Here is a 22,731-nt window from a genome sequence, read left to right on the forward strand (position 1 = left end):
CAAATCCAACCAATCCATATAAATAAATTGGTATCAACAAACTTGGCACACTATTGAGTTCTCAAACAACAGACACACCCGGCACCACCACAACCAACATTCGGTCGCGGATCGCTCCGGAGCAACTTTCCAAACTTACCCGCTTGCTTCACCCGAGTCAAATCGGCCAACCCGACTCACTTTGCCTGCGGCAATCTGTGAAGTCTTTGCTGGCCAACTCCGGGGAGCAGCGCGGAAATAAACTCTACCACCACTTTTGCGAGGATACAAAGCCGCCTCCGTCAGGGGCGCAAAAAGCCCGGGATCACAGGGATCCCGGGCTTTCAAGCGCGCTTCTTATGCCCGAGGTCAGCTGGCCGGCTTGAAGAAGGCGGCGCCCAGTGGAGGCAACGTCACGCTCAGCGTCGCCGGCTGGCCGTCCTGGCCCTCCGCCGTAGCCGTGATGGCACCCTTGTTCAGGACACCCGAACCGCCATATGCGGAGTCGTCCGTGTTGAGGACCTCCTGCCACGCACCTGGTACCGGAACACCGAGGGTGTAGCCCTGGTGCGGGCCGCCGGAGAAGTTGATGGCGCACACCAGCGGATTGCCGTCGGTATCCCAGCGGATGAACGACAGGACATTGCGGTCAGCGTCTCCTCCGTTGATCCATTGGAACCCGCCCGGCTCGTTGTCCCGTTCGTACAGCGCGGGAGTCGACGCGTAGAGCTCATTCAGTTCCTTGGTGAGCAGCTGGACACCCCGGTGCGCCGGAATTTCCGCCAGGTACCAGTCCAGGCCATGCTGTTCGGACCATTCAGCCTCCTGGCCGAATTCAGTGCCCATGAAGATCAGCTGCTTGCCGGGGTGGGCCCACTGGTAAGCCAGGAAGGCGCGGAGGTTGGCCAGCTGCTGCCAGCGGTCGCCGGGCATCTTCCGGAGCATGGAGCCCTTGCCGTGCACTACTTCGTCATGGCTGATGGGCAGAAGGAAGTTCTCAGTGAACGCGTAGACCATCGAGAAGGTGACGGTTCCGTGGTGCCACTTGCGGTTTACCGGGTCTTCGGATGCGTACTTGAGTGAGTCGTGCATCCAACCCATGTTCCATTTGAGTCCAAAGCCCAAGCCTCCGACGCTGGTCGGGGCGGTCACTCCGGGGAAGGCAGTGGATTCCTCCGCGATCATCACCGCGCCCGGGTGGGTCTTGTACACAGTGGCGTTGGCTTCCTGCAGGAAGGAGATCGCCTCAAGGTTTTCGCGGCCGCCGTACCTGTTGGGCTGCCACTGGCCTTCCTCACGCGAATAGTCGAGGTAAAGCATCGATGCCACGGCATCCACGCGAAGGCCGTCGATGTGGAACTCGTCCAGCCAGTAGAGCGCGTTGGACACCAGGAAGTTGCGGACTTCCGTGCGGCCGAAGTCAAAGATCAGCGTGCCCCAGTCCGGGTGCTCACCCAGGTTAGGGTCAGCGTGCTCGTACAGTGCCTCGCCGTCGAACTGGGCCAGGGCCCAGGCATCCTTGGGGAAGTGCGCCGGCACCCAGTCAAGCAGGACACCGATGCCCTCCTGGTGCAGCGCGTCCACGAGGAACCTGAATTCGTCCGGGTGGCCGAACCGGGACGTGGGCGCGAAGTAGGACGTCACCTGGTAACCCCAGGAACCGCCGAAGGGGTGCTCTGCCACCGGCATGAACTCCACATGGGTGAAGCCAAGCCACTTGACGTACTCCACCAACTCCTTGGCCAGTTCACGGTAGCCCAGTCCCAGACGCCAGGATCCCAGGTGGACCTCGTACACGCTCATGGGCGAGTTGTGCGGGTCCCGCTCGGCTCGGGCGGCCATCCACTCATCGTCCTTGAAGGCATAGGCCGACTCGACGACCCGCGACGCCGTGAGCGGCGGGACCTCCGTTCCGAATGCCAGGGGATCAGCTTTTTCCACCCAGTGGCCGGCTTTTGTCTTGATTTCAAACTTGTAGCACGCCCCTGCTAAAACACCCGGGATGAAGAGTTCCCAGACGCCGGACGAGCCCAGCGAGCGCATCGAGTTCTCCCGGCCGTCCCAGGCGTTGAAGTCACCCTTGACCCGGACGGCCTGTGCGTTCGGCGCCCACACGGCGAATGAGACTCCGTCCACGTCGCCAAGGGAGGACTTGTAGTGCTGGACATGGGAGCCAAGCACTTCCCACAGCTTCTCGTGGCGGCCTTCGCCGATCAGGTGAAGGTCCACCTCCCCGACCGTCGGGAGGTAGTGGTAGGGATCGTCCATAGCCTGAGGGGGCAGGCCCTCGTAGGTGACTTCCAGCCGGTAGTCGGGAACGTGGCCCGGCTGGAGGGGGTCCAGCACCACTGCCCAGACACCGTTGGCCTCATGCGTCATGGGCACGGTGCCGGCTGCGGTCACAACCGACACAGCCGAGGCCAGGTGCTTGACGGTGCGGATGGTGACGTGGCCGTGGTCGTCAAAGTGCGCTCCCAGGATGGAGTGCGGGGCGTGATATTCGCCCGACGCCACCCGTGAAAGCGTCTCCGCGTCCACCTGAAGCGGCACACCGGGCCGGTCTGTACGTGCTGAGCCTGTCATTTTGTTACCTTCCGCTGCGGCTGCGGCTGATGCGCCGGAGCCTGTACTGCTGAGGAGACGTCGTGAGGCATTTACCGGAATGTCCAGCCATCCGGGCCTGTTCCGCAACTCATAGACAACTTCATACAAAGCCTTGTCCAGCCACAATGCCACAAACAAGGGCGAGCGGCGGTCAATGGTCCCTGGTGTAATTTCGCCGTAGCCCGCCAGGAACGCGTCGGCGCAGTCGTCCACCCAGGATTCGGGCACGCGGACCCCGGCCTGTTCGCGTTGGGCGGCACCGGCGGCGTAGTCGAAGGACCGCAGCATGCCGACGACGTCGCGTAACGGCACGTCGGGGAAGTTGCGTTCCGCGATGGGCCGCAGCGGTTCCCCTTCGAAGTCCAGGATGGCCCATCGTTCGGGCTCCCCCTGGTGCCCGGGCACCTGCAGGATCTGCCCCAGGTGGAGGTCACCGTGGATCCGCTGCAGCGCACCGGCATTGCTGCCTTCAAGCTGCTTGAGCAGGCCGGACAGGGCGTCGTCGTACGGCCCGACGGCGGGCCCTGCTTCCGTCCAGGACTGCAGGACCCGCTGCGCTACTCCGGGCGCGATGTCCTTACCCGGCGCGGATTCCGCGGCCAGGCCGAGGGCCTCGGCCAGCCGCCGGTGCACTGTAGCGGTGGCAACGCCCAGGGCATGGGCCTCGGACGTGAAGTCCGTGCCCGAACTTGCGGCATCAACCGCCAGCCGCCACGCGTCCCGCCCGCCGGCCAGGAACTCATGGGCGACGGCGAGTTCGCCTTCAGACGTGCGCGGACTATCTTCGGCGCCGTCCAGCGGGGCTTCCCACTCCCCCGTGACCCAGCCGAGGGTCGCCGGCACTTCCGAGGTCCTGGCCGTCGTCAGGGCTGCGCCGATTTCCACTTCCGGGTTCCGTCCTTCGGACAGCACGCGGAAGAATTTCACGATGGCCGCAGAGCCGCCGTCGTCCACTATCACCGAACTGTTTGACTGCTCGCTGGAGAGGACCTTTACGGTGCCGGTGGCCGTCGGCAGCCGGTAGTCGGAGGGCACCAGGTGGCCCACCGCGTTTCCTTCCGGCGAGGTGCCGCCGCCCCGGATCAGCTCCAGCCAGGCCGAGACAAACGCAGGGTCATGGACGGCATCGTAGATCCAGCGGCGTCCCTGGGCGGAGTCCCCTCCTTCGCCAACCAGCGCAGCTTCCTTGCCCGGCAGGGGCTCGACCCGAAAGCTCAGCGGGACCTGCACGACGTCGGTCCGGCTGCCGCCGTCGGCCGTGGGATAGGTGACTGCCGCCAGGAACACCTCAAGGCCCACCTCGCCGCTGCTGTCGTCCATGCGCACACCGCCGACAGGCGACAACGTGAATTCACCCGTCTTGACGGGGAACCAGCGCTGGCGCGGTAGCCAGGCCCTGAGCAGCTCGGCCAGGGAGGGGTTGAGTGTGGATTGGGTCATTTCAGCCTTCGATGGGCAAGATCGGGAGGGCCTGGGTGAACGGCGAGGCCGGGTTGGATGCGGCCGAGCGGATCCGCAGCCAGAAGAAATCGTGGCTGCCGAGGGTCAGCGTGAGCAGGCCGTCGTCGCCGATTGCCGGGAAGGGCTGGCCGCCGAAAACGTCCCGGAGGCCGCGGCCGGCAAACTGCGGAAGCCGCAACGTCGTGGCCACCGGGTGCTGGGAGAGGTTGAACGCGCACAGGATCGACTCGGCGTCCTCCCCTGCAGCGTTGTCGGCCGGGATCTCCCGCAGGTAGGCAAGGACGACGTCGTGGTCCGCTTCGACGTGTTTGAAGCCCCCAAGCCCGAAAGCGGGGTGGTTCCTCCTGACGCTGAGGATCTGCCGGGTCCACCGCAGCAGCGAGCCGGAATGCGCGGCCTCTGCCTCCACATTGGCCATGCTGTAGTTGTAAACAAGCGACTGGATCACGGGCAGGTAGAGCTTGCCCGGGTCGGCATGGGAGAAGCCTGCGTTGCGGTCCGGGTTCCACTGCATGGGCGTGCGGACAGCATCCCGGTCCTCAAGCCAGATGTTGTCGCCCATACCGATTTCATCCCCGTAGTACAGGAAGGGGCTGCCGGGGAGCGAGAGCAACAGGGCGTTGATGAGCTCTATCTCGGCCCGGGAGTTATCCAGCAGCGGTGCCAGCCTGCGGCGGATGCCGATGTTGGCCCGCATGCGGGGGTCGGGCGCGTACCAGCCGAGCATGGCCGCGCGTTCGTCGGCCGTCACCATTTCCAGCGTGAGTTCATCGTGGTTCCGCAGGAACGTACCCCATTGGGCACCCTCGGGAATGTCCGGGGTGTCCTTCATCGTCTCGATGATGGGCGCCGCCTTCTGGTCCCGCAGGGCGTAATAGAGCCGCGGCATGATGGGGAAGTGGAAAGCCATGTGGCATTCGGGTTCCTCTTCGGTCCCGAAGTACTCCACTACTTCCACCGGAGGCTGGTTGGCCTCGGCGATGATGACCCTGCCCGGGTAGTTGTCGTCCACCATCTTCCGCAGCTTGCGCAGGAAGTCGTGGGTGGCAGGCAGGTTCTCGCAGTTGGTGCCCTCCTCCTCAAACAGGTAGGGGATGGCGTCTGCGCGGAAGCCGTCAATTCCCTGATCCAGCCAGAACCGCACGACGTCGAACAGGGCGTCGATGACCTTCGGATTCTCGAAGTTCAGGTCCGGCTGGTGGCTGAAGAACCGGTGCCAGAAGAACTGCCGCCGGATGGGGTCGAACGTCCAGTTGGACTCCTCGGTGTCCACGAAGATGATGCGCGCATCCTGGTACTTCTCGTCCGTGTCGCTCCACACGTAGAAGTCGCCGAACGGTCCGTCCGGGTCCTTGCGGGACTCCTGGAACCATGGGTGCTGGTCCGAGGTGTGGTTCAGCGGCAGGTCAATGATCACCCTGACGCCACGCGCATGGGCCTCGGCCACCAGCCGCTTGAAGTCGCTGATGGTGCCGAACTCATCGAGCACGGAGTTGTAGTCCGAGATGTCGTAGCCGCCGTCACGGAGCGGGGACTGGAAGAACGGCGGCAGCCAGAGGCAGTCGACGCCCAGCCACTGCAGGTAGTCCAGCTTTTCGATGAGGCCGTGGAAGTCACCGGAGCCGTCACCGTTTCCGTCGGCAAAGCCGCGGACCAGGACCTCGTAGAACACCGCCTTGCGGTACCACAGGGGATCGTGCTGGAGGCCAGGGGCGTTGAGCTCGAATGTGCCTTTGGGCGTGAAGTGCTGGCTCGGGTTCTGCGGACTGAAACTCACGAATGCGACCTCCGGATATTCAGGATGTGGGCCGGTTCCAGGTGCGCGTCCAGGCGCACATAGTTGTATTCGCCCCACTCCCAGCTTTCGCCTGTGAGCAAATCATCCACGTGGAAGCCGCCGTTGTGCGTGACGTCCTCGGGGTCGAGTTCCAGTGCCGCGAGGTCCAGGGAAACGGTGCTCTCCCGGGTGCCGTGCGGATCGACGTTCACCACGATGATCAGCGTGTCCTTGCTTCCGTCCGAAAGCGTCTTGTGCTTCGAGTACACAATGGTGGCATCGTCCGTGCTGTGGTGCAGCGTCAGGTTCTGCAGGTCCCCCAGCGCGGGGTGGGCATGGCGGATTTCGTTGAGCTTGGTCAGGTACGGGGCAAGGGTACGGCCCGATTCCGCCGCTGCGTCCCAGTCCCGGGCCTTGTATTCGAACTTCTCGTTGTCGATGTACTCCTCTGCACCCGGCCGGGCCACATGCTCGTAGAGCTCGTATCCCGCGTAGACGCCCCACAGCGGACTGGCCGTCGCTGCGAGCGCAGCCCGGATCTTGAACGCGGCCGGCCCGCCGAACTGCAGGTACTCGGTGAGGATGTCCGGGGTGTTCACAAAGAAGTTCGGGCGGAAATACGCCGGCGACTTCTGGCTGACCTCGGTGAAGTACTCCTCGAGTTCAGTCTTGGTGTTCCGCCAGGTGAAGTACGTGTAGGACTGCTGGAAGCCTGCCCGTCCGAGCGCGTGCATCATGGCCGGGCGGGTGAAGGCCTCCGCCAGGAACACCACTTCGGGGTGCTTCTTGTTGACCTTGGCGATGAGCCATTCCCAGAACCAGACCGGCTTGGTGTGCGGGTTGTCCACCCGGAAGATCTTGACGCCGTGGCTCACCCAGAGCAGCACAACCCGGAGGATCTCCTTGGACAGCCCCTCGGGATCGTTGTCGAAGTTGAGCGGGAAGATGTCCTGGTACTTCTTCGGCGGGTTTTCGGCATAGGCGATGCTGCCGTCCACCCGAGTGGTGAACCATTCGGGGTTGGACTCCACCCAGGGATGGTCCGGCGCAGCCTGCAGGGCCAGGTCCAGTGCCACCTCGAGGCCGAGTTCGCGGGCACGGGCTACGAACGCGTCGAAGTCCTCGAAGGTGCCGAGGTCCGGGTGGATGGCGTCGTGCCCGCCTTCCTTGGCTCCGATGGCCCACGGCGAACCGGGATCGTGCGGGCCTGCGATCAGCGTGTTGTTCGGGCCCTTGCGGTGCTGGATGCCGATCGGGTGGATGGGCGGCATGTAAATGACGTCGAAGCCCATGCCCGCGACGGCGTCGAGCCTCTGGGCGGCCGTCCGGAACGTTCCCGACTGCCATTCGCCCGTTGTGTGGTTGCGGACGGCCCCTTCGGAACGTGGGAAGAACTCGTACCAAGCACCGCGGCCGGCCAGATCGCGTTCCACGAGCAGGGGGAAGCGCTCCGAGACGGTGACGTGTTCACGGATGGGCTGGCGTTCGACGACGTCCGTCACCTCGGGGCCGAACCCGGCAGCAAGGCGCTCCTCCGGGGACAGCGACGTGTCAGACAGAACCACGACGGCGGTCCGGAGCGTCCGCCGGTCGGAGGAGGGTCGGGCCGAATCCTCGGATGCTTCGGAGAGCAGCGCAGCGCCCTCGGCCAGCATCAGTTCGACGTCGATGCCCGCCTCAATCTTGACCTCTGCGTTGTGGTGCCAGGTACCGTACCGGTCATGCCAGGCTTCAATGGCGAATGACCAGTTGCCCGGGCCGGTGGGGGTGATGATGCCTTCCCACCGGTCGGTGCCCTTCCCACGGTCGCCGCGGGGCGGCGCCAGCCGGACTCGCTGGCGTTCCTTGCCCTTGGGATCAAACAGCACCGCGCTGACTCCGAGCTGGTCGTGCCCTTCGCGGAATGCCGTCGCGCCAACTACAAGGCCTTCACCGGGCAGCGCCTTGGCGGGAAACTTACCTCCGTCCACCACGGGCTGAACGGCAGTGATCGGGAAACGGCCAAAACGCAGGCCTTCCGTGATCAGGGCCTTAGGCTTTTTGCTGGATCCGGCACTGGTTCGCGTATTAGTCGTCACAAACTCGACGTTATCTAGAAATCGCCCGTTTTGCTAAGGGGACTTCCGTTTTTCTTAGAGCAATCCGTCATTTACCTAAAAGAAACCAAAACATGTTCCGACGGCCCATCTTGTCGGTTAGTGTGACGCAGGTGAAGGCTATCCGCAGATTTACCGTCCGAACCGTCCTACCGGAATCCATCCGGCCGCTGGCCCGGTTGGCCACCAACCTGCGGTGGTCGTGGCACCGGCCCACCAGGGAGCTTTTTGAGGGACTCAACCCCGCCATTTGGGACGACAGCGCGCACGATCCGGTAAGTTTCCTTGGCCTGGTGAGCAGGGAAGAGCTGCAGCGCCTCGCAGCGGACCAGGACGTCGTCCGCAGGGTCCAGGCCGCAGCCGAGGACCTGGACCGCTACCTCGAGCAGCCGCGCTGGTACCAGAGCCTGGGTGATGATGCCCCGTCCTGCATCGCCTACTTCTCACCGGAGTTCGGAATCACTGAAGTTTTGCCGCAGTATTCCGGCGGCCTGGGAATTTTGGCAGGCGACCACCTCAAGGCAGCATCGGACCTGGGGGTGCCGCTCATCGGCGTCGGCCTGCTTTATCAGGCCGGCTACTTCAAACAGTCCCTGTCCCGGGACGCCTGGCAGCAGGAAACGTACCCGGTCCTGGACCCGGACGGGCTCCCGCTGACGCTCCTCCGCGAGGACTCCCCCGACGGCAACGGCAAACCCATCCAGATTTCGCTGCCGCTCCCCCACGGGCGCTGGCTGCTGGCGCACATCTGGCGTGCCGACGTCGGGCGTGTCCCCCTGCTGTTGCTGGACTCAAACGTTCCGGGCAACGACGACGCCGCCCGTGGCATCACAGACCGCCTGTACGGCGGCGGCGGTGACCACCGCCTCCAGCAGGAACTGCTGCTCGGGATGGGCGGCGTGAAGGCGCTGCGCGTCTACCAGCGCCTCACGGGCTGCGCGGCGCCGGAGGTCTTCCACACGAACGAGGGCCACGCCGGTTTCCTGGGCATTGAACGCATCCAGGAACTCATGTCCTCTGAGCGTCCGCTGACCTGGGAGGAAGCACTTGCGGCAGGGCGTGCCTCCACCGTGTTCACGACGCACACTCCGGTGCCGGCGGGCATCGACCGTTTCGAGGTCTCGCAGATCCAGCACTTTTTCGAGGCCGGGCTGGCTCCCGACGTGCCGGTGTCCAGGATCCTGGACCTGGGGCGTGAAGACTTCGCGGACGGCAACCCGTCGGTCTTCAACATGGCCGTGATGGGCCTGCGGCTGGCACAGCGCGCCAACGGTGTGGCCAAGCTCCACGGCGTGGTGTCACGCGGAATGTTCTCGGCCCTGTGGCCGGGCTTCGACCATTCGGAAGTTCCCATCACCTCGGTGACCAACGGCGTGCACGTCCCAACGTGGGTGGACAGCCGCGTCTCCAAGCTGGCCCGGGACCAGTTCGGCGCCGAGGCGGAAGCCCTGGGCCGCTGGGACCTCGCCTACAACGTCAGTGACGAGGACGTCTGGGCACTTCGCCGCGAGATGCGCGTCTCGCTCGTGGAGGACGTCCGCAAACGCCTTCGCGCAGCCTGGAAGAAACGCGGGGCCGCCGACGCCGAGCTCGGCTGGACCGATTCCGTGCTGGACCCGGACATCCTCACCATCGGCTTCGCCCGGCGCGTGCCGACGTACAAGCGGCTTACCCTGATGCTCCGCGAACCTGCCCGGCTCAAGGCCCTGCTGCTGCACGAGACCCACCCCATCCAGCTGGTCATCGCAGGTAAGTCGCACCCGGCGGATGATGCAGGCAAGAAGATGATCCAGGACCTGGTCCGGTTCACCGACGATCCCGAGGTGCGCCACCGCATCGCGTTCCTGCCCAACTACGACATCGCCATGGCACGCACGCTTTTCCCCGGCTGCGACGTGTGGCTGAACAATCCGCTGCGGCCGCTGGAGGCGTGCGGCACGTCCGGGATGAAGGCGGCCATCAACGGCTCGCTGAACCTGTCGGTGCTGGACGGCTGGTGGGATGAGATGTATGACGGCGAAAACGGTTGGGCAATTCCCACCGCCAACAACAACGCCTCGCCCGAGGAACGCGACGACATCGAAGCCGCAGCCCTCTACGAACTGCTGGAAACTCAGGTGGCGCCCCGCTTCTACGGCCTCACTGTGTCCGACGCTGCCGGAGCAGCAGGGCCTTCGGAATCCGGAACACAGAAGGTGCCCACGCACTGGGTGTCCATGATCAAGCACACCATGGCGCACCTTGGCCCCGCAGTCTCCGCCGAGCGGATGCTCCAGGACTACGTGAACATCCTCTACCGTCCCGCCGCGGTTGCGGGGCGCCGGGCTGTCGCGGATTCCTTCTCCCAGTCCAAGGCTTTGGCAGCCTGGACGTCACGGATCCGTGCCTCCTGGGCCCAGATCCAGGTGGAACACGTCGATTCGGTTGGCGTCTCCGAGGACCCGCAGATCGGCGACACCCTGCAGGTGAACGCCTACATCGCGCTGCACGATCTCGATCCGGACGACGTCGCCGTCGAAGTTGCGTTCGGCCGCGCCGAGGAAAGCGACGAACTGGCCGATGTCACGGTGGCGGACCTGGTGCCCAAGGAAGACCTCGGCAAGGGACGCTTCCTCTTCAGCGGCTCGCTGCTGATCGACCGCTCCGGGTCCTTCGGCTACACCGTGCGGGTTCTGCCCAAGCACTCTGCCCTCGCTTCGCGGGCTGAGCTGGGGCTCATCGTCAACGCCTAAGCGTGCCTACGGTCACAACCGGCAACGTTCCCTCGCTCAGTGAGGGAACGTTGCGTTTTTAACGGCAAAAGTGCAAGAGCGTCGGTGCTTTCCGTGCGAAAAGTGCGAGAGGGTTGAGCTTTTGGCGGCAGGAAGTGAGAGAGCGTCGGCTAGAGGAAGACAGCGACCACGGACAGGCTCCTGCCGGCGTAGCTCTCCGCGTCCTGGAGGATCTCACAGATGACCCCGAACGAGCGGTCCGAGCGGTAGACGGCCGGGACCTGCCAGATGAACGTGAGGGGTTCCTTGCCGTCGTCCGTGACCGTATCCGCGAAGTCGTGCAGGGAGTCATTGAGGGCATCGAGGTTTACGCCGTAGTGCTCCGGGAAATCCAAAACTTCCCCGAATGTCTGGAGCACCGCTTTCTTCGTGTCGGCGGCGGGGATCACCAGGACCCGGCGGCCGGCGTCCGATGCCTGCTCGCGCAGCTCATCGATGGTCCAGGTGTCAGCGGAGTAAATCTTCATTTGTGCCCTTATTTGCCTTCGACGATAAACAGAAACGATTCGTAGTGGTCCGGCGTGTAGTACTTTTCGCCGGTCTCTCCCGAGACTATCCGGCGGGCGCCCCGGTCCGATTCGCCGGGAGTCCTAACCGTGAATTCCTTGTAGTAGCCGCCGGGTTTCCTGGGCAGCAGGCGCTCGAAGTTGCTGAAGACGGCGCCGTCACGCGAATAGGGGTAGGGCCCGCCGCGGGCGATCAGGGCCAGGGTCTCCCGTGCCTCCGGTGGAAGGCTTGAGGCAGGAACCGCGTCCAGGCCCGAGGTGTTCTTCACCTCGGGAACAGCCGGCTCCGGGGCAGGTTTTGGGGAGCCGGGACTGGCGGTGCCGGCCCCGACGGCGGAAGTGCCTCCCGCCGTCGGGCTCGCCGAAACGGCCGGTCCGGCCGGGTTCTCCTGCGTGTTGGACAGCACCATGCCCAGGCCGACGACCAGGATCAGGACCGCGGCCAAGGTCAGGAGCCTCGCGATCCCCCTCATGGATTCCCCATATCCGGAACCTACGTGCGGTAGATGCTGATGGTGTTGGACTGCACAACGTCACGCTCGCCAGCGGCCACCCTCACACCCTGGCGGCGGTCGTGGAGTTCAGACGTGGTCAGCCGGAGTTCGAACAACCGCTTTCCCGTGCCTTCGTCGTTGCTGACGTCGGGCAGGGTGATTTTCATGTCGTTGGCGCTGCCGTTCACCACCACGAGTCCGTCCACCTGGCCGTCGTCGGAACCGAGCAGGAGCTGGACAACACGGTGCTGGGGATCATTCCAGCGGTCCATCGACATGGGATTGCCGTGCTCGTCGAACCAGTGCAGATAGGCCTGCTTGTCCCGGGAGGGGTAGTCGTGCGGCTGGCCTGCCAGGAACTCCTTCCGGAGCCGGATGACCCGTTTGGTGCTCCGAAGCATGGCATGGGATTCCGGCGTGCTGGTCCAATCCAGCCAGGTGATCTGGTTGTCCTGGCAGTAGGCGTTGTTGTTGCCCTGCTGCGTGCGTCCGATCTCATCACCGGCGGTGATCATGGGGATGCCCATGGACACCATCAGCGTGGCCATCAGGTTTCGGCTGGTCTGCGCCCGGAGCGCCAGGATGTCCTCGTCTTCGGTCCGGCCCTCAAAGCCGTGGTTGTAGCTGCGGTTGTCTCCGTGTCCGTCGCGGTTCTGCTCGCCGTTGGCCTCGTTGTGCTTACGGTCGTAGGACACAAGATCGGCCAGGGTAAAACCGTCGTGGGCGGTGAAGAAGTTGAGCGAGGCCATGCGGGAACGACCCGATTCCGCAAAAAGGCCTGCGGAGCCGGAAATGGAGTCTGCGAGGCGCGCCACGGAACCGCCTTGGCCGCCGGCATCGATCGCGGCCCGGTCCGCGACCCAGAAGGAGCGCAATGCGTCACGGTAGTGGTCGTTCCAGTCCACCCAACCGTGCGGAAAGCGTCCGGTCTGCCAGCCGCCGTAGCCCACGTCCCACGGCTCGGCAATCAGCTTGACGGAGGACAGCACCGGATCCGCGGCGATGGCCACGAGGAACGGGTGGTGCGGGTCGAAGTCGTTCGCGGCGTTGCGGCAGAGGGTAACCGCGAGGTCGAACCGGAAGCCGTCGATGTGGAACTCGTCAACCCAGTACCTCAGCGAGTCGAGGACCAGCTGGACCACTCGGGGGTGGCCAAAGTTGAGGGTGTTGCCGCACCCGGTGGTGTCCACGTACCGGCCGTTGCCGTCGTTCCGGTAGTACTGCATCTCCCCCAGCCCGCGGAAGCTGAGCGTCTGCCCGTCGCGTCCGCCCTCGGCTGTGTGGTTGTAGACCACGTCCAGGATGACTTCCAGGCCTGCCTCGTGCAAAAGCTTGACCATGCCCTTGAACTCGTCCTGCACGGCCTGCGGCCCGGCCGCCTGCGCGGCCTGGGTGGCGTACGCCGGATGCGGAGCAAAGAATGCCGCCGTGTTGTAGCCCCAGTAGTTGGTCATGCCCAGGTTCTGGAGGTGCGGTTCGTCCATGTGGAAATGGACCGGCAGCAGCTGGACCGAGGTGATGCCCAGGCCAGTGAGGTGCTCAATCATTGCCGGGTGCGCCATGCCGGCATAGGTGCCCCGGAGATTCTCGGGGATGTCCGGGTGCAACATGCTTTGGCCGCGGACGTGTGCCTCGTAAATGATGGTGTTGCGCCATGGGATGTGAGGACTGCGGTCGTCGCCCCAGTCGAATCCGGGGGACATCCGCACGTTGGTGAGGAAGCCTTCGCGCTCATCCACGGCCCGGCCGTAAGGGTCCAACAGCAGCGGCTGCTCGCCGTCGTAGTCAAAGGCCGTGGTGGGCACCGATACGGGGAGGGCGTCATCCTCGGAAGAGGAGCGGAACCCGTACCTCGACCCCGTGGGGAAGCCGTCCACGATGCCGTGGTGGACATCATTGGTGACGTTCGGCAGCGTTTTCAGCTGCCACGTTCCGCCGGGTGCGCAGTAAGCGATTTCGAGCGTGCTCACACCGGGCGCGTAGACCGCGACGTTAGCGCAGGCACTCTGAGGATCGTCCGTTGCCGGAGAGCCCGTGCGCGGAACGCTGATACCCAGTGGAAACGGCCGGGAGGCGTCCACGGTTGAGGCTGTGTCTAGGAGTGGCATGACCATTGCTTAAATATTAGCTGTGCCACACAAATGCCCGATATTTTCCGCAATGTGTCGGGAAATGGGCTGGCCTTGTTCAGCGTTGCATACTGGAAGAACACGCCAAGTTGGAGGTAATTGTGCGAGTTGCACTTGCTCAAGTAGTCACTCGCCGCGACATTTCCGGGAATCTGGAGCTCGTGGAAAATTTCGCCCGCCAAGCGAAAAAAGGTGGCGCAGAAATGGTCGTTTTCCCGGAAGCAACCATGCGCGCGTTCGGCAATTCGCTTCTGGATATTGCCGAGCCGCTCGACGGCCCGTGGGCCACCCGCGTGCGCCGCATCGCAGCTGAGCTGGGCATCGTGATTGTGGCGGGCATGTTCACCCCGGGAGACCCCGGTTCTGCCGGTTCCGGTCAACCCGGCGCCGGCGCGGCGGGCAGCGACGATGTCAGGAAGGTGCGGAATACGCTCCTGGTCACGGGTCCCGGTGTGGAGGCGAGCTACGACAAGATCCACCTGTTCGACGCCTTTGGCTTCGCCGAATCAGACACAGTCGACGCCGGCACCGGACCGGTCACGTTCGAGCTCGGCGGCATCCGCTTCGGCCTGGCCACGTGCTATGACGTCCGGTTCCCGGCGTTGTTCACAGCCAACGCCGATCTGGGTGCCGAAGTGAACATCGTTTGTGCCTCATGGGGATCAGGGCCGGGAAAGGTGGACCAGTGGCGCCTGCTGGCCCGTGCCCGCGCCGTGGACACCACCACCTACGTGCTGGCCTGCGGCCAGGGCGATCCCGCCACGCAAGGCATCGAAGCCAAGGGATCGGCGCCCACCGGGGTGGGGCACTCCGCCGTCGTTTCTCCGCTTGGTGAGGTCATCGAAGAGCTCGACGGCGGCACCGGGCTGCTGTTCGCGGACCTGGACCCCGCCGTCGTCAAGGAAGCCCGGACAAAGCTCCCGGTCCTGGCCAACCGCCACACGTTCCAGTAACAGACGCTCTCTCACTTTTCGCAACAAAAACAGCAACGCTCGCTCACCTGGTGAGCGAGCGTTGCTGTTTTAGTTGCAGGTACTGCGAGAGCGTCGCTGGACCCTACTTAGCTGCGCGCTGCCTGGAGACTTCGTACAGGGAGATGCCGACCGCCATGGAGGCGTTGAGCGATTCCATCGCGGAGTCGATCGGGATGGAAACGATCTGGTCGCAGTTTTCGCGGACCAGCCGGCTCAGGCCCTTGCCTTCGGAACCGACCACGATGCAGACGGGTTCCTTGGCGAGGCTGAGGTCCGGCAGCGACACGTCGCCGTCGCCGTCGAGGCCGAGAACGTAGATGCCCATGTTCTTGAACGCCTTGAGCGTGTTGTTCAGGTTGGCGGCGCGTGCCACCGGAACGCGGACTGCTGCGCCGGCACTGGTCTTCCAGGCCGAGGCCGTGACGCCGACGGAGCGCCGCTCCGGCACGATGACCCCGTGGCCGCTGAAGGCCGACACAGAGCGGATGATCGCGCCGAGGTTGCGCGGGTCGGTGATGCCGTCCAGGGCGACGAAGAGCGGCGCGTTGGCCACGTGGCCCCGCTTCCAGCTGGCCAGTGTTTCTTCGGCGAGCTCGTAGGCGTCCTGGTAATCGTACGGCGGAATCTGCAGCACGAGTCCCTGGTGGATGGCGTCGTCCGTCATCCGGTCCAGCTCGGGTTTGCCCGTTTCCATCAGCGGAATGCCACGTTCGGCCGCAAGCTTGAGGGATTCCTTGACGCGGTCATCCATTTCTATGCGGATGGCGACGTGCAGGGCCTTGGCCGGGATGCCGGCGCGCAGCGCTTCAACAACGGAGTTGCGTCCAGTGACGACTTCCTCCGTGGCTCGGCCCTTCGGACCTGAGCGGGCACCTGTGCCGCGGGCAGCGCCCGGACGCTTGGCAGCAGACCGCTCAGCGAGCTGCTTGTTCTTGTGGGCCTTGTGGTACGGGCGGTCCTCCGCTTTGGGAGTGGGGCCCTTGCCCTCGAGGGCCTTGCGGCCGTGGCCACCCGTTCCGATGGTGGGGCCCTTCTTCGCTTTGACCGACCGGCGACCGTTGTTGGCCATGAGTTTCACCCTTGCTTTGTTGAGTAAGTCTGACCTCCAGTCTACTTACTCAGGTTAAATCGCCGGCCCAGGGTCCTGCCTGGCATCCGGAATGCCACAGCTCAGCCGCGCTTGAGTGTCCAGCTGGCACCGTCCGGACCGTCCTCGACGACGACGCCCGCCGCCGTGAGCGTGTCCCGGATGGCATCCGACGCCGTCCAGTCCTTGGTGGCCCGTGCCTCCGCCCGGGCACCAAGCTGGGCCTCGACGAGGACGCCCAGGGCTGTGTCCGCCTGGTCGTCCCGTGCGGGGGCCGCGACGTCGTTTAGGCCCAGGACACGCAGCATGTCGGTGACGGAGTGCAGCGCTGCCCGGGCAGCAGCGTTATCGCCCGCGGTGAGCGCGGTATTGCCTGCCCGCACGGTGTCGTGCAGGACAGCCAGCGCCTGCGGAACATTCAGGTCGTCGTCCATGGCCGCTGCGAAGGCTTCCGGCACCTCGCCGTAGCTGCCGAACAGGAGGGCCCCGCCATCAGACAATGCACGCACGGCCCGGGCCACGAAGCCGTCAATCCGTTCCATCGCGGCGGAGGCTTCCTGCAGCGAGGTGGGCTGGTAGTCCAGCACTGACCGGTACTGCGCCTGGCCCAGGTAGTACCGCACCACGCGCGGCGAAGCGAGCTCGAGCATTTCCGTGGGGCTGACGGTGTTGCCAATGGACTTGGACATCTTTTCGCCCTGGTAGGTCACCATGCCGTTGTGCATCCAGAAGTTGGCGAAGGCATGGCCGGCTGCCTGGGACTGCGCCATCTCGTTTTCATGGTGCGGGAACCGGAGGTCCAGGCCCCCGCCGTGGATGTCGAACCCGGTACCGAGATATTTGGTCACCATGGCCGAGCACTCCAGATGCCAGCCCGGACGGCCGGTGCCCCAAGGCGAAACCCAGCTGGCCGTCGTCGGCTCCCCTTCCTTATGGCCTTTCCACAGCGCAAAGTCCCTCGGGTCCTTCTTCCCACGAGGATCGGCGTCGGCAGCACCCTGCATGTCATCGATCTTCTGGCGGGTCAGGGACCCGTACCGGTTCCAGGAGCGGACGTCGAAATAGACGTCACCGGAATCATCGAGGGCGGGGTAGGCATGACCGCGGTCGATCAGGCGCTGGATCAGCGCGTGCATCTCCGGAATGTGGCCGGTGGCGCGGGGCTCGTAAGTGGGACGGGAAACACCAAGGGTGTCGTAGGCCTTGAGGAATGCCTGCTCGTAGCGGTAGGCAAGCGCCCACCATTCCTCTTCGCGGATGTCGTCCGGGCCTTCCTCGAAGTCCGGCTCAAAGGAGGCGGCGGACTTGGCGAGGATTTTGTCGTCGATGTCAGTGACGTTGCGGACCACGGTCACGCGGAATTTCCGGTATTCGAGCCAGCGGGTGAGCTGGTCAAAGGCAATGGCGGACCGGATGTGGCCGACGTGCGGCAGGCCCTGCACCGTCGCGCCGCAGTAGTAAAGGCTCACCTTGCCCGGTGTCAGAGGGACGAAGTCGCGGACTTCGGCGGATGCTGTGTCGTAAAAGCGCAGGGTCACCGCTCCAGATTAGCCGATGGCCTTTGCAGGACCCGGCGCCGGCCCGCTATTTGCAGACTTCGCCGATCTTGTTGTTCTGCTCGCTCAGCTGTGCGGTCTGTTCGGCGCTCTTGGTGCCCAGCGAAGTACCGGCGACCTTCTTCATGATGTCAGCCATTTTCTGGATGGGCTCGCCAACCTCGGGAGCTACCTTGTCCGCCACTTCCTGGTAATGCTTGGCGATCTGGTCAGCCTGCTGCTGCTGGTTTCCGGTGGGAACGAACGTGTCCCCGTTGAGGAACTCGCAGCTTTCCTCGACACTCATTTTCGGCGCGCCGCAACCGCTCAGCAGCAGTGCTGCAACGAGTACGACGGCGGCAAGCGGCTTCTTCACGAGGGGTCTCCTGGAGTGTTCGGCAGAGGTCTGACTCCTTTAAGCCTAGGCGAAAGACACGCCCTGCCTCAGCCCGCCCGGTAGACCAGCGCGGTGGCGAGGGCCGAGATGCCTTCGCCACGGCCGGTGAAACCGAGGCCGTCGCTGGTGGTGGCGCTGACGCTGACGGGGGCACCGGCCGCCGCACTGAGGACGTCCTGGGATTCCTGCCGGCGCGGGCCGAATTTGGGCCTGTTGGCCACGAACTGCACGGCGATGTTGCCGATCTCGAAGCCTTCCGCCCTGACTATGCGCGCGGCCTCGGCCAGGAGCGTCACACCGGAGGCCCCGGCGAATTCCGGGCGGTCAGTGCCGAAGTGCGTGCCAAGATCCCCGATCCCGGAGGCCGAAAAGAGGGCATCCGCCGCTGCGTGGGCCACGGGGTCGCCGTCAGAGTGGCCAGCCAGGCCCTGCTCGCCGTCCCACAGCAGCCCGCCCAGCCACAGCGCCCGCGGATTGTCCGGCGCAGCAAAAGCATGGACGTCGATGCCGATACCTGTTCTGGGAATGATGGGAACTGCCATGATCAGCCCTCCACCCAACGTACGCCGAGGGGACCTTCCAGCAGGCCCTCCGCAATGATCAGGTCCAAAGGCGTGGTGATCTTGAGTGACTGGCTGGCTCCGCGGACGGCATGGACCGGGACGCCCAGGCGTTCCACGAGCATCGCATCATCCGTAATGGCGGCGGACTGGGCTTCGTCGAGGCCTGCCACCTCCCGGTGGGCCTTCATCAGCGTGCCGAGATCGAACCCCTGCGGCGTCTGCACGGCGCGGAGCGTCTCCCGCGGAGCCGTGCCTACGACGACCTCCGGTGCAATGAGGGCGTCTTCGTCACGCGTTGCTTCAACCGTCTTGACGGTGTCCACCACCGGCATGACCGGAATCACGGCCAGGGCGCCGGCCGCAAGGGAGTCGACCACACGGTGGAAGACGGACTCCGGCGTCAGCGCACGCGCGGCGTCGTGGACGAGCACGGCCTGGGTGCCGTCCTCCAGTGCCGCCAATGCGGAACGCACGGAGTCAGCGCGCGTTGCGCCGCCGTCCACCATCGTCAGCAGAGGGCCGCCGTCGACAAGCTCGTCCTTGAAGTCATCGCACATTCGCCGAAGCGAGCCGTCGCCCGCCGGCAAGGCTACGCAGACCTGCTGCGCAACGCCGGAGGCAACAATCCCGCGCAGGGCGTGCATCAGGATGGGCTCCCCACCGAGGGGAACCCTTGCCTTAGGCATGCCGTAACCAAGTCGCTGCCCTGATCCGGCCGCGACCAGGATAACGGCGACAACTGGGCGTGGGCGTTGGTGGTCCCCGGCGGCCGGCCCGGATCCGGCCGGAAATTCTGTTGCGCTCATGGGCACAACACTACGTGCCCGCCCGCTTCCGGCAACCGGTAAAATCCCGGGGTCCGTCAGAATCCGGGCAAAAAGAAACCCCGGCGGCTGTTGAGCCACCGGGGTTCAATTCTTAGGAAGCCAAGACTTCGTCGAGAACGCTTGCAGCCTTCTCTTCGTCTGTCTTTTCAGCCAGCGCCAGTTCTGAAATCAGAATCTGACGGGCCTTGGCCAGCATACGCTTCTCACCTGCGGAAAGGCCGCGGTCGTGATCACGACGCCACAGGTCGCGAACGACCTCTGCCACCTTGATGACGTCCCCGGAAGCAAGCTTCTCCAGATTTGCCTTGTAACGACGCGACCAGTTGGTAGGCTCTTCAGTGAACTCGGCCCGCAGCACGTCAAAGACATGCTCCAAACCTTCTTTGCCCACTACGTCGCGAACACCAACAAGGTCAACGTTCTCTGCTGGAACTTCAATGGTCAGATCACCCTGAGCCACCTTGAGCTTGAGATACATCTTCTCTTCGCCCTTGATAGTGCGCATCTTGATTTCTTCAATTTTTGCTGCACCGTGGTGAGGGTAAACTACTGTCTCGCCGACCTCAAAAACCATGTGGACTTTCCCCTTTCCCGCAGACCAGTTTATCACGATTCAGGCATACGTCTGGCACGGATAAGGGCCGGGAACCGCGTAAATACAGGGAAAAAGGGCCTAATCCACCCCCTCAACCCCCTTGACGGATGCGGATATTAGTGCATGCAGGCGGTCATGCCAAGGGAGCCCGGGTAGTGTTCCGGGCCCGGCGGGCGGCATGCGGAGCGGCCGGGCAGGGCCATGTTTCCGGACACCAATGTGTACGGCCCGAATCCTTGTTTGAGACGGTTTGAGGATAGGCTATGGCTGAATAATGTTTCAAGACTCTCAAGGAGTGCGTCACGTGCGTTTCACTGCGATGAACCGGGGCCAGCGCGGCAAGCTGGCAATGGCAACGGCAGCAGTTGCCATCGGCCTGCTGTCCGTGACCGGCTGCGGCTACATCAACGCCCAGCAGACCACAGAGCAGTACTCGGCATCGGACGGCACCAGGGAAGACCTTGGCCCGCTCCAGATCCGCAACTTCATGATCGTTTCCACCGGCGAGGACAAGCCGGGACGCGTGATCGGTGCCATTTACAACTCGTCTTCCAGCGACGTCAAGCTGACCATCAACGGAGCAGAAGGCTCGCAGACGCAGGTGTCTGTGAAGGCGAATTCCTACACCCTGCTTAACAACTCCACGGATCCGGCGATCCTGAGCAGCACGGGGGCCGTCCCGGGCTCGCTGTCCGACGTCAGCATTTCCGAAGACGGCACCAACCAGACGGCCAAGGTCAAGGTGCCCGTCCTGGACGCCACGCTGCCTGAATACAAGGAATACCTGCCGGAAGGCGCCGAGCCCACTGTCTCGGAGACGGCAACGCCGGCTCCGACGAGCAGCGAAAGCCACTAGCCCGGATAAGCAATTCGGATACGCAGAAGGAGGGCTCCCGCCGGGCGGGGCCCTCCTTCTGTGTTACCGGTCCGGGTTGCTAGGGTTCGAAGTTTGCCTAGGGTTCGAACTTGTAGCCCAGGCCCCGGACTGTCACGAGATACCGCGGCGCCGACGGGTCCGGCTCAATCTTGCTGCGCAGCCGCTTGACATGGACGTCCAGCGTCTTGGTGTCACCAACGTAGTCTGATCCCCAGACCCGGTCGATGAGCTGGCCGCGGGTCAGTACCCTGCCTGAATTGCGCAGCAGCATCTCCAGCAGCTCGAATTCCTTCAGCGGCAGCGACACCTGTTCGCCGTCGACACTTACTACATGGCGTTCGACATCCATCCTCACGGGCCCGGCCTGGACCGTGTTGGTGATGAGCTCTTCCGGTTCCCCCTGCCGCCGAAGGACAGCCCTGACGCGGGCAACCAGCTCACGGGAGGAATACGGTTTGGTGACGTAGTCATCGGCCCCGAGTTCCAGCCCTACGACTTTGTCGATTTCGGCGTCCTTGGCGGTCAGCATGATGACCGGGACCGTGGAGCGCTGGCGGAGCTGCCGGCACACCTCGGTGCCGGACTGGCCGGGCAACTGCAAATCCAGCAGCACCAGGTCGGCGCCGTTGCGGTCGAATTCCGTGATGGCGTCCAAACCGTTGTCCACGACTTCCACCTCGAATCCTTCCTTGCCCAGAAGGTAGGACAGTGGGTCGCTGAACGACTCTTCATCCTCGACTATGAGAATCCTGCTCAAGCGCTGGCTCCTTGCTCATGGACGCCGGTGGCGTCGTGACTGTGTGGTGAGGTGCTACGGGCGGCCGCTGCAGGCGCCGCGGGGGCGTCGCCGTCGTCCTGCCCCTCCATCTCTGGAAGCCGGATGGTGAATGTGGACCCCTGGCCGGGCTGCGACCACAGCGTCACTTCCCCGCCGTGGTTGGAAATGACGTGCTTGACGATGCTCAGGCCCAGGCCTGTGCCGCCGGTCTGCCGAGACCTTGCGGCATCGACGCGGTAGAAGCGTTCAAAAACCCGCTCCTGGTCCTCCGGGCTCATGCCGTCACCCTGGTCCGTGACGGAGATGGAGATCAGGCCTGCCTTGGCACGAACCCCGATCCCCACCCGGGTGTTCTCCGGAGAGTAACGGATGGCGTTGTCGATCAGGTTTCGCAGTGCCGTCACCAGCAGGTCCTGGTCACCGTAGACCATGGCGTCCACATGGCCGCCGACGACGATGGAGATGTTCTTGCTTTCGGCGGGCAGCTGCGAACGGTCCACGGCTTCGGTGATCACCGCATTAATGTCTACGGGGTGTCCCCGCTGGGCCACGTTCGCGCCCTGCAGTCGGGAGAGCTCGATGATGTCCTGCACGAGCGCCGCGAGCCGCGTCGACTCCTTCTGCATGCGCTTGGCAAAGCGGCGGACGGCCACTTCGTCGTCCGCCGACGATTCCAGGGCCTCTGCCAGCAGGGAAATGGCACCCACCGGAGTCTTCAGCTCGTGGGAAACGTTGGCAACAAAGTCGTTGCGGATCTCCTCAGTTCGGGTGATCTCGGTCCGGTCGTCGGCCAGCAGGAGGATGTATTCCTCGCCGAGCATGGCTGCACGGACCTGGACGACGATGGTTCCCTGCCCCAGCGGGCCTCGGGGCAGTTCAAACTGTTTCTCGAGGATGACGCCGTCCCGCCGAACCCTGGCTGTCATGTCCAGGAGCTGTTTGTGGACCACGGTGTGCCCGCGGACCAGGCCGAAGGCATAGGCTGCCGGGCTCGCCCTCACCACGCCGTCGATCGCGTCGACCACCACGAAGGCACGGCCGACGACGGCCAGTACCTCCGCGGCGCCGGGAGGCAGCGCCGGTTCGTCGAACTCAACATCCACCAGCTTCCGCTGCTGTTCGCTCACCCTGAAGGCGAGCACGCCAAAGATGCCGAACGACAGACCGACCAGGCCTGCGATGACACCGATGAGCATTGGATCCACGGCTCCAGCTTATGCTCTGCCCCGGGCGTCAAAGACGAATGTGATGCGATTACCCGATGGGTTCAACTAACGTTCA

At 64.3% G+C, this 22,731-nt stretch carries 17 protein-coding genes; 3 read left to right on the forward strand and 14 right to left on the reverse strand.

Annotation, left to right across the window (positions count from 1 at the left end; translation table 11 throughout):
• Positions 1-348: 348 nt before the first annotated feature.
• Genes CXQ91_RS10760 through CXQ91_RS10770 form a run of 3 tightly spaced genes read right to left on the reverse strand, consistent with a single transcriptional unit; the run spans position 349 to position 7,899 of the window.
• Complete coding sequence (locus CXQ91_RS10760; protein ID WP_104173924.1) at positions 349-4,023, reverse strand: 1,4-alpha-glucan branching enzyme; 3,675 nt, start codon at positions 4,021-4,023, stop codon at positions 349-351.
• Between the two features lies 1 nt (position 4,024).
• Positions 4,025-5,821: a maltose alpha-D-glucosyltransferase gene (gene treS / locus CXQ91_RS10765; RefSeq protein ID WP_104173925.1), complete on the reverse strand. Its 1,797-nt coding sequence runs from the start codon at positions 5,819-5,821 to the stop codon at positions 4,025-4,027.
• Complete coding sequence (locus CXQ91_RS10770) at positions 5,818-7,899, reverse strand: alpha-1,4-glucan--maltose-1-phosphate maltosyltransferase (RefSeq protein WP_181038852.1); 2,082 nt, start codon at positions 7,897-7,899, stop codon at positions 5,818-5,820. The genes treS and CXQ91_RS10770 overlap by 4 nt, the downstream gene beginning before the upstream one ends.
• A 131-nt stretch (positions 7,900-8,030) precedes the next feature.
• Here CXQ91_RS10770 and glgP point away from each other — a divergent pair, with 131 nt between their 5' ends.
• Positions 8,031-10,649 (forward strand): alpha-glucan family phosphorylase, encoded by a 2,619-nt coding sequence (gene glgP / locus CXQ91_RS10775; RefSeq protein ID WP_181038853.1) that lies wholly within the window; start codon positions 8,031-8,033, stop codon positions 10,647-10,649.
• Between the two features lie 149 nt (positions 10,650-10,798).
• Here the strand turns inward: glgP and CXQ91_RS10780 are convergent, their stop codons facing one another.
• The 3 genes from CXQ91_RS10780 to glgX are packed head-to-tail and all read right to left on the reverse strand — an operon-like array spanning position 10,799 to position 13,802.
• On the reverse strand, positions 10,799-11,155 hold the full coding sequence (locus CXQ91_RS10780; protein ID WP_104173926.1) for a barstar family protein: 357 nt from the start codon (positions 11,153-11,155) through the stop codon (positions 10,799-10,801).
• An 8-nt stretch (positions 11,156-11,163) separates the two neighbouring features.
• Positions 11,164-11,667, reverse strand: coding sequence for a ribonuclease domain-containing protein (locus CXQ91_RS10785; RefSeq protein ID WP_104173927.1), 504 nt, complete (start codon positions 11,665-11,667; stop codon positions 11,164-11,166).
• A gap of 20 nt (positions 11,668-11,687) precedes the next feature.
• Entirely contained in the window at positions 11,688-13,802 is a 2,115-nt protein-coding gene (gene glgX / locus CXQ91_RS10790) for a glycogen debranching protein GlgX (protein WP_104173928.1), read from the reverse strand.
• A gap of 116 nt (positions 13,803-13,918) precedes the next feature.
• Here glgX and CXQ91_RS10795 point away from each other — a divergent pair, with 116 nt between their 5' ends.
• A complete protein-coding gene (locus CXQ91_RS10795; RefSeq protein WP_104173929.1) occupies positions 13,919-14,770 on the forward strand; it encodes a carbon-nitrogen hydrolase family protein in 852 nt (283 codons plus the stop codon).
• Between the two features lie 103 nt (positions 14,771-14,873).
• Here the strand turns inward: CXQ91_RS10795 and rlmB are convergent, their stop codons facing one another.
• The 6 genes from rlmB to CXQ91_RS10825 form a co-directional block, all read right to left on the reverse strand.
• Positions 14,874-15,860, reverse strand: a complete 987-nt coding sequence (gene rlmB / locus CXQ91_RS10800) for a 23S rRNA (guanosine(2251)-2'-O)-methyltransferase RlmB (protein ID WP_104173930.1) — start codon at positions 15,858-15,860, stop codon at positions 14,874-14,876.
• A 101-nt stretch (positions 15,861-15,961) separates the two neighbouring features.
• Positions 15,962-17,416, reverse strand: coding sequence for a cysteine--tRNA ligase (gene cysS, locus CXQ91_RS10805; RefSeq protein ID WP_104173931.1), 1,455 nt, complete (start codon positions 17,414-17,416; stop codon positions 15,962-15,964).
• A 46-nt stretch (positions 17,417-17,462) separates the two neighbouring features.
• The gene (locus tag CXQ91_RS10810) at positions 17,463-17,789 is read right to left on the reverse strand and encodes a hypothetical protein (protein ID WP_104173932.1); all 327 of its coding nucleotides are present in this window, start codon (positions 17,787-17,789) and stop codon (positions 17,463-17,465) included.
• A gap of 68 nt (positions 17,790-17,857) precedes the next feature.
• On the reverse strand, positions 17,858-18,352 hold the full coding sequence (ispF, locus tag CXQ91_RS10815; protein ID WP_104173933.1) for a 2-C-methyl-D-erythritol 2,4-cyclodiphosphate synthase: 495 nt from the start codon (positions 18,350-18,352) through the stop codon (positions 17,858-17,860).
• Positions 18,353-18,354: 2 nt separating this feature from the next.
• Positions 18,355-19,179: a 2-C-methyl-D-erythritol 4-phosphate cytidylyltransferase gene (ispD, locus tag CXQ91_RS10820; RefSeq protein WP_104173934.1), complete on the reverse strand. Its 825-nt coding sequence runs from the start codon at positions 19,177-19,179 to the stop codon at positions 18,355-18,357.
• 112 nt (positions 19,180-19,291) lie between these two features.
• Complete coding sequence (locus tag CXQ91_RS10825) at positions 19,292-19,774, reverse strand: CarD family transcriptional regulator (RefSeq protein WP_011690592.1); 483 nt, start codon at positions 19,772-19,774, stop codon at positions 19,292-19,294.
• Positions 19,775-20,114: 340 nt separating this feature from the next.
• Here CXQ91_RS10825 and CXQ91_RS10830 point away from each other — a divergent pair, with 340 nt between their 5' ends.
• Entirely contained in the window at positions 20,115-20,651 is a 537-nt protein-coding gene (locus tag CXQ91_RS10830) for a hypothetical protein (RefSeq protein ID WP_104173935.1), read from the forward strand.
• A gap of 97 nt (positions 20,652-20,748) precedes the next feature.
• Here CXQ91_RS10830 and CXQ91_RS10835 read toward each other — a convergent pair whose 3' ends face one another.
• Both CXQ91_RS10835 and CXQ91_RS10840 read right to left on the reverse strand, forming a co-directional pair.
• On the reverse strand, positions 20,749-21,429 hold the full coding sequence (locus CXQ91_RS10835) for a response regulator transcription factor (protein WP_043478332.1): 681 nt from the start codon (positions 21,427-21,429) through the stop codon (positions 20,749-20,751).
• A complete protein-coding gene (locus CXQ91_RS10840; RefSeq protein ID WP_104173936.1) occupies positions 21,426-22,646 on the reverse strand; it encodes a cell wall metabolism sensor histidine kinase WalK in 1,221 nt (406 codons plus the stop codon). The genes CXQ91_RS10835 and CXQ91_RS10840 overlap by 4 nt, the downstream gene beginning before the upstream one ends.
• Between the last annotated feature and the right edge of the window lie 85 nt (positions 22,647-22,731).

The organism is Arthrobacter sp. Y81, assembly GCF_002929335.1.
Taxonomy (GTDB): domain Bacteria; phylum Actinomycetota; class Actinomycetes; order Actinomycetales; family Micrococcaceae; genus Arthrobacter.

Excerpts from the sequence above, each read along its gene's own strand:
- CXQ91_RS10760 (WP_104173924.1), bottom strand. The coding sequence starts at position 4,023 with ATGACCCAATCCACACTCAACCCCTCCCTGGCCGAGCTGCTCAGGGCC.
- CXQ91_RS10780 (WP_104173926.1), bottom strand. The coding sequence starts at position 11,155 with ATGAAGATTTACTCCGCTGACACCTGGACCATCGATGAGCTGCGCGAG.
- CXQ91_RS10785 (WP_104173927.1), bottom strand. The coding sequence starts at position 11,667 with ATGAGGGGGATCGCGAGGCTCCTGACCTTGGCCGCGGTCCTGATCCTG.
- glgX (WP_104173928.1), bottom strand. The coding sequence starts at position 13,802 with ATGGTCATGCCACTCCTAGACACAGCCTCAACCGTGGACGCCTCCCGG.
- rlmB (WP_104173930.1), bottom strand. The coding sequence starts at position 15,860 with ATGGCCAACAACGGTCGCCGGTCGGTCAAAGCGAAGAAGGGCCCCACC.
- ispF (WP_104173933.1), bottom strand. The coding sequence starts at position 18,352 with ATGGCAGTTCCCATCATTCCCAGAACAGGTATCGGCATCGACGTCCAT.
- ispD (WP_104173934.1), bottom strand. The coding sequence starts at position 19,179 with ATGAGCGCAACAGAATTTCCGGCCGGATCCGGGCCGGCCGCCGGGGAC.
- CXQ91_RS10825 (WP_011690592.1), bottom strand. The coding sequence starts at position 19,774 with ATGGTTTTTGAGGTCGGCGAGACAGTAGTTTACCCTCACCACGGTGCA.
- CXQ91_RS10830 (WP_104173935.1), top strand. The coding sequence starts at position 20,115 with ATGAACCGGGGCCAGCGCGGCAAGCTGGCAATGGCAACGGCAGCAGTT.
- CXQ91_RS10840 (WP_104173936.1), bottom strand. The coding sequence starts at position 22,646 with ATGCTCATCGGTGTCATCGCAGGCCTGGTCGGTCTGTCGTTCGGCATC.